The 6873-nt window shown below is 39.0% G+C and carries 7 protein-coding genes; 3 read left to right on the top strand and 4 right to left on the bottom strand.

Annotation, left to right across the window (positions count from 1 at the left end; translation table 11 throughout):
- Positions 1–193 precede the first annotated feature (193 nt).
- Both gatB and ACOVO2_RS19350 read left to right on the top strand, forming a co-directional pair.
- Positions 194–1639, top strand: coding sequence for an Asp-tRNA(Asn)/Glu-tRNA(Gln) amidotransferase subunit GatB (gene gatB / locus ACOVO2_RS19355; RefSeq protein ID WP_421771557.1), 1446 nt, complete (start codon positions 194–196; stop codon positions 1637–1639).
- Positions 1640–1673: 34 nt separating this feature from the next.
- Positions 1674–2855 carry a redoxin domain-containing protein gene (locus tag ACOVO2_RS19350; RefSeq protein ID WP_421771556.1) on the top strand — a complete coding sequence of 394 codons (1182 nt, stop codon included), beginning with the start codon at positions 1674–1676 and terminating at the stop codon, positions 2853–2855.
- Between the two features lie 185 nt (positions 2856–3040).
- Here ACOVO2_RS19350 and ACOVO2_RS19345 read toward each other — a convergent pair whose 3' ends face one another.
- The 4 genes from ACOVO2_RS19345 to ACOVO2_RS19330 form a co-directional block, all read right to left on the bottom strand.
- On the bottom strand, positions 3041–3880 hold the full coding sequence (locus tag ACOVO2_RS19345) for a T9SS type A sorting domain-containing protein (protein ID WP_421771555.1): 840 nt from the start codon (positions 3878–3880) through the stop codon (positions 3041–3043).
- Between the two features lie 113 nt (positions 3881–3993).
- Positions 3994–5010 carry a tRNA 2-selenouridine(34) synthase MnmH gene (gene mnmH / locus ACOVO2_RS19340; protein WP_421771554.1) on the bottom strand — a complete coding sequence of 339 codons (1017 nt, stop codon included), beginning with the start codon at positions 5008–5010 and terminating at the stop codon, positions 3994–3996.
- Positions 5011–5110: 100 nt separating this feature from the next.
- Positions 5111–5827, bottom strand: a complete 717-nt coding sequence (locus ACOVO2_RS19335) for a pyridoxine 5'-phosphate synthase (protein WP_421771553.1) — start codon at positions 5825–5827, stop codon at positions 5111–5113.
- Positions 5736–6308, bottom strand: a complete 573-nt coding sequence (locus ACOVO2_RS19330; protein ID WP_421771552.1) for a hypothetical protein — start codon at positions 6306–6308, stop codon at positions 5736–5738. The genes ACOVO2_RS19335 and ACOVO2_RS19330 overlap by 92 nt, the downstream gene beginning before the upstream one ends.
- Before the next feature lie 161 nt (positions 6309–6469).
- On the opposite strand from ACOVO2_RS19330, the gene ACOVO2_RS19325 reads away from it, so the two are divergent.
- Positions 6470–6873 (top strand): GatB/YqeY domain-containing protein (locus tag ACOVO2_RS19325; protein WP_421771551.1); only part of this gene is annotated, 404 nt, incomplete at its 3' end.

The raw sequence follows: 6873 nt of genomic DNA, 5'->3' as shown, positions 1-6873 counted from the left end.
TCTCCGTAAGAATATTCTACTGTATTTTGCTGACTACCAATATTAAATTCCTACGGAATAATTGCTTCTTCTTGAAGCACTTATTCTATCGTTTTTATTACACTTTCAGCTAAAAACCATAAATTTGTAGATTAATAGAAACGTGGTTTTCTCAATGGCAAAATTTTTGCCACTGCATCAATAAAAATCCTTCATGAAATACGAAATTGTCATTGGCTTAGAAGTTCACTGCCAACTTGCAACAGAGAGTAAGATATTTGCTTCCGATACGAATCAATTTGGTAGCGAGCCAAACACCAATATTAGTGTAATCACGCTCGGGCACCCTGGTGTTTTACCAAAACTCAATAAAAAAGCAGTCGAATATGCCATTCGTATGGGCTTGGCTTGTGGCTGCGAAATCAATAGAAACAACTATTTCGACCGTAAAAATTATTTCTATCCCGACCTTCCAAAAGGCTATCAAGTTTCGCAAGATAAATATCCGATTTGTAAAGGTGGTGAAATTAAAATTCGCCTAAAAGATGGCAAAACATTCAAAGAGCGTGCTTTAGAACTTCATCATATTCACCTCGAAGAAGATGCAGGAAAATCGGTTCATGATGGTAGCGATGCTTTTACACTCTTAGATTATAACCGTGCCGGAACTCCACTCGTAGAAATCGTTTCTGAGCCTTGCATGCGAAGCCCCGAAGAAGCAGGTGCGTACTTGACCGAAATTCGCAAGATTGTGCGTTATTTAGGTATTTGTGATGGCAACATGGAAGAAGGCTCGATGCGTGCCGACTTAAATATTTCGATTCGTGAAGAAGGCACTACCGAATTTGGTACGAAGGTCGAAATCAAAAATATGAATTCGATTCGTAACCTACAACACGCTGCCGAATACGAATACAAGCGTCAAGTGGCATTACTCGAATCGGGTGGAAAGGTTATTCAAGAAACACGAATGTTTGATGCGGATAAAGGCCAAACTTACAGCATGCGTGTGAAAGAAACCATGAACGATTATCGTTATTTCCCTGAGCCAGATTTAGCTCCGCTAAGAATTTCGGATGAGTGGATGAACGAAATCAAATCGAAAATGCCTGCACTTCCAAGCGAATTATTCGAGAAGTTTACGAAAGAGTTTGGTATTCTCGAAGAACATGCCGTTACGATTACCGACAGCAAAGAAATGGCCGATTATTATTTGGAAGTTTGTAAACTAACCCAAAATTACAAAGCGGCTTCTAACTGGCTTACTTCAACAATCAGAGGGTATTTGAACGAAAATAACCTAGAAATAACGGAGTTTAGTCTAAAACCAAGTCAATTAGTTGAAATCATCTCGTTGGTTGATGAAAACAAAATCAGTAGCTCGGCAGCGGCTCAGAAACTATTCCCGTTGATGCTTGAAAACCCGAGTGTTTCGGCATTGAAATTGGCAGAAAGCAACAATTTGATTCAAGAAAGCAATACCGATACACTTCAAGCGTTAATCAACGAAGTTCTGGCAGCCAACGAAGCAAAAGTAAAAGAATACAAGAGCGGAAAGAAAGGTTTACTTGGCATGTTTGTTGGAGAAGTAATGAAAAAATCGAAAGGCTCGGCCGACCCAAAACGCACGAACGAGTTATTGATGAAAGCTTTATCATAAGCATTAAAAGAAAATATTAATAAAAAATACCTTTATGAAACACATCATTATTGCTATATGCTTGGTAATCAGCGGAATGGCCTGCCAGTCGCAACCACAAGCGAATACGCCAACGGGTACAGAAAGTACGTATAGCATCAGTGGAAAAGTAAAATCTACTGTAAGTGGTAAAGTATATTTGGAGCGAATGAACGACCGTAATATTCCACTCAGAATAGATTCGACGGCTCTTTCGGCTGATAAGTCTTTTTCTTTCAAAGGAAAAATGTCTGAGCCGGGTATTTATCAGGTCAATATAGCTAACCAACAGATTATCGGCTTGATTCTGGATGGTGGCGAAACGCTAAATATTGTGGCTGATGGTTTTAATATGCCAGACCAACCAGGTAGCTTTTCGGTAGATGGCTCTCCGATGATGGCCAAGTTTAATCAAGTTGTGGCTGAGTCTCAGAAATTCCGCCAAACTCAAATGGATTTACAAAATCAATTTGATGCCGCTACTCAGAAAAAAGACGAGAAAAAGAAAAAAGATATTCAAGTAAGCTACCAAGCAGCCGAAGAAAAGTACAACGCTACCATCAAACCGATGATTGGTGAAATGGGTACTTCGTTGGCGGGTTTGATTGCTATCAATAATTTTTTGAATCCCGAAAAAGACTTTGAAACTTTTGCGAAGGTAGCGAGTCAATTAGAGAAAGAAGGGAAAAACCACTTCTTTGCCAAGCTTTTCATTCAAGACGTAAAACGCAGAAGTGCGGGTTCGGTTGGTGCAGAAGCTCCAGACTTTTCGTTGGTTGATTTAGATGGAAAAAGCGTAAAATTATCAGAATTACGTGGAAAAGTTGTTGTTCTCGACTTCTGGGCTACTTGGTGTGGGCCATGTATCATGTCGTTTCCGGGTATGAAATTATCGATGGATAAATTTAAGGATAATCCAAACGTAAAGTTTTTATTTGTGAATACCTACGAGCGTGTGAGTGCCGACCAATGGAAATCAACAGTTAGTACGTTTGTGAAACAAAGAGGCTTTACTTCTTTCCCAGTTATTTTAGATGTTGGTGGTGAAGTTGCCGGAAGTTATGGCGTAAATGGTATTCCTGCTAAATTCTGTATTGATAAAGAAGGCAAAATCAAGTTTAAAAGCACTGGTTATTTAGGTTCAAACGATGCTATCGTAGCCGAAATGACTCATTGGATTGAAGAAGCAAGCAAATAATAGTGGTTCTATAAAATATAACGACGGCATGGTTTTGAACCATGCCGTCGTTGTTTTACTGATATAATTATAAGTTAAGAGACGAAATTATTTTAAATTTGAAAAGGCTTAAATATTTGATAATAAATATCTTATATTCGTCATTCGTAAATCTAAATTCGTCATTCTACTTAAACTCTCAAGTATTACTTCTCATTAGATGGTAAAACTACACGTTTTACATTGCCATCTTCACCTTGTGTAATCATCACGAAAACCGTTCCGCTTTTTTGTTTGCCAATATTGATTTGACCAACATAGTCACCCGAAAAGTCTTTAATTTCTTCTTTGGCAATTACATTTCCTTTTACATCCAAAACTTTGATGCTTACATCGCCTTTTTGTGGAGCGTTGAAACGCACATTCAGGATTTCAGTTTTAGGATTATTCGGAAACACCTCAACGTTTTTGATAGTTTTGCTGCCCGAACTTCCTCCATCAAACATCATGATATTGTCTGGAATCGAACGGAATTCAAACTTTAGGTCTTTGCCCATTTGTTTCATATTCTCACGTAGGCTTTCCATGTTGTCGTTAAATTCGTGAGAGAAGTCTTCTCCATTGAAGAACTCCGTTTCGCCCTTACCGTCTCTTTTATAAACTCTTACTTTCGGGCCTCTTTTGATTACAATATCTTCATTTCCGCCACCATCACCATCATTAAACTCATAGCGTTTTACAATCTTTTTACCATCATTTCGCTCAATGTTGATATTTGAATTTGAGTCGTTGTCTATTTCAATTTTTACGCCTTGAGCTTTCCCTTTATTAAGAGCCAAAACAGAGTCTTTGAATTTCTCAATCATCTCATCTTTTTGGCTGCTCGATAAGCCCGAAGCATTGATTACTTTTTCGCTGATAGTTGTTTTTCCATCAACTTCTTGTTCTATACGAATACGTACTCTTTCTTTTTTTTCTTGTGCAAACGAAACAATAGGAGCGGCCAATAGTAACATCAATGCCCCTGCTTTGGAAATAGCTTTCATAATTTTTGTTTTTAAAAAGTAAATAATGGTTAAATGACATCTTGGGAAGCAAAATGTTGCACAAACTTATAAGAAGTATGCGTATAAGGCTCGTTAAAAAGTCTTAAAAAATGTTAAATACCGGCTATTAGTTGAGCAGCAGTGGCCGAAGGATTATTTTCGGTCACTTTGAATGTAGTAACTTTTGAAGGTTCTCTTTTTGAGAGACCGTGTAGATACGCTTTGTCGTAATAGTTGAGTGCGATATCAGTCCCGAATGAAAAATCACCATTTCCGAGGGCTTCGATGGCCGCTTTGTGGTGTTGACCACCGAGACGTTTCAAAATTCTGTCAGTGGCAGCCTTTAGTTCATCGAACGAAAAATGAGCGTACTCTTCTATTAAACGTTGTACTCTTATTTCTCGGTCAACATCAATATATGCTACTTGGGTTTTTCGCATTTGTTGCCAGAGAGCATCGGGAATATTACAGCAACCAATATTTCGGCTTTCGTCTTCAATCCAAATGCGGCGGGTTGGGTCGAGTTTGGCAAATTCGGCATAAAGCATATTTTCAAAATGCTCGGTCATTGGCTGTGGAGCTTGTCCGAGCATTCCGAAGGCAGAGCCTTTATGATTTGCCAAGCCCTCCAAGTCTAAAATCTGTTCGCCTTGTTTAGCTAATTCGTGTAAAATTTCTGTTTTTCCACTACCTGTTTTTCCACCTAAAACAATGATATTCAGTGGCTGACTTAATTCTTCAAGAATAAAGTTTCGGTACTTTTTATACCCACCGATTAAGGTCGAAACCTTCATTCCAGCCGAACTCAGAAGTGTAGCAAAACTTCCGCTTCGCATTCCGCCTCGCCAGCAATGAACCAAAACTTCACCTTCGGGAGCAATTTTCTTCGATTTTTTTACGAATCCTGAGAGTTTTGGCCCAACTATATCAAGCCCCAATAAAAAAGCCGATTCTTTTCCCACTCTCTTGTAGCGTGTTCCAACTTCCGCTCGTTCATGATTCTCGAACAATGGAATATTCAAGGCCCCAACGATATGCCCACGCTCAAATTCTCCTGGCGAGCGTACATCAATAATGGGGAGTGTTTTTGCTTTTTCAAGAAACTGCTCGATTGGAAGTGGTTTTATCATTTTTTATAGGTCGATAGTCAATAGACGAAAAGTCGATGGATTTATTAGTAAAAGATAGACTATTCACTTATTCTATCACTCGCTCATCCATTCATTTGTTCTACTCCAATTCTCGCAAATATAGTTGAATTGTATTCTCTAAGCCAAAATAAAGAGCATCGCAGATAAGTGCGTGACCGATGGAAACTTCGAGCAAATTTGGAATATTTTGCTTGAAATAACGCAAATTCTCCAAACTTAAATCATGGCCAGCGTTTACGCCAAGACCTACACGCTCCGCCACTTTTGCGGCACTTACGTAGTCTTTTATGGCAGCTTCACGGTTTTTGGAGTAATTATGAGCGTAACTTTCGGTATAAAGTTCGATTCGGTCGGTGCCTGTTTCGGCAGCACCTTCAACCATTGCTTCAATTGGGTCAACAAAAATAGAAACTCTACAACCTGCACTTTTGAAGGTTGCAACCAAATCTTTTAGTCTTTCTCGATGAGCGATGGTGTCCCAGCCTGCGTTTGAGGTAATGGCATTGAGTGCATCTGGAACGAGCGTTACTTGCGTGGGTTTATTGGCAAGTACTAACTCTACAAATTTCTTTTCGGTAGGATTTCCTTCTATGTTAAACTCTGTCGTAACAATTTCTTTCAGGTCATAGACATCCTGATAGCGTATATGTCTTTCGTCAGGGCGGGGGTGAACCGTGATTCCCTCCGCCCCAAATTTTTCACAATCAATCGCAACCTGCACCACATTCGGTTGGCTTCCGCCTCGTGAGTTTCGCAAGGTCGCTATTTTGTTGATATTGACCGATAATTTCGTCATGCTGTTCTTTAATCTGTTTTGTTAAAATCAAACTCTTTCCTAACAAATATCGACTACGTGTCTGAGTATCGTAATGAGACGTGCGAGTAGCAGCGTTTTTTCCATCAACGGCTCTTACAAGTTTCATTTTTTGGTAATAGTAAGTATTTTCGCTTACTTTTACCAGATTTTTGTCGGAACTTTGTTGGGTTTTGTACTGAAACAACTGATTTGTAGCTAAAATCAGTTCCCCGTTTTTGCCAAAATAATACTCATGTCTGATTTTTCCAGCTTCGCCGTATATTTCCGAAACGATTAACTCAATTCGATTGTTTTGAAAATATGCAGTTACGACGTCATCAAAGCGTTCATCAGAGATTCGTTTGGTTGTGTAACGTTGATTTTTGAGGTTTGTTTGAATTTCGGCACAACGCTTCTGAATGTTTGTTGTTGGCGAGTAAGTTTTTTTGGGAGTGGCAAAAACGCTGGACGTAAACAGCATAATGCCAACAGCAGTTAAATTAAAAACACGCATAATTATTTGATGGGTTGGTTAAGTAATACGTACCCGTTATCAAAAGCTGTTCCAAAAAATTATCGTAAGGATACATATATCGAAAAACACCAGTTTTTATTAAAATAATACAATTAATTCTTAAAAAAATGTCTTTAAAAACAACAATCGACGCCCAAATAAAAGCAGCTATGCTTGCTCGTGAGCAAGGCAGACTTATGGCTCTTCGTGATATTAAAAAATTGATTTTATTGGAGGAAACGAAAGAGGGAAAAACAGGCGAATTGACAACCGAAGAAGAAACAAAATTGCTTACAAAAGCCGCAAAACAAAGAAAGGATTCGGCTGATATTTATCGTCAACAAAACCGTGAAGACCTTTTGGAAAAAGAGTTAGCCGAATTGGCGGTTATCGAAGAGTTTTTGCCAAAGCAACTCTCAGAAGATGAGCTAAGAGCTAAATTAGAAGAAATCAAGGCTCGTGTGGGTGCGTCTGCTCCATCGGATATGGGCAAAATGATGGGCGTAGCTACCAAAGAACTCGCTGGCCTTGC

Source organism: Emticicia sp. (genome assembly GCF_049241225.1).
In the GTDB taxonomy this organism is placed as follows: domain Bacteria; phylum Bacteroidota; class Bacteroidia; order Cytophagales; family Spirosomataceae; genus Emticicia.
This window is presented reverse-complemented; position numbering and strand designations above follow the sequence as displayed.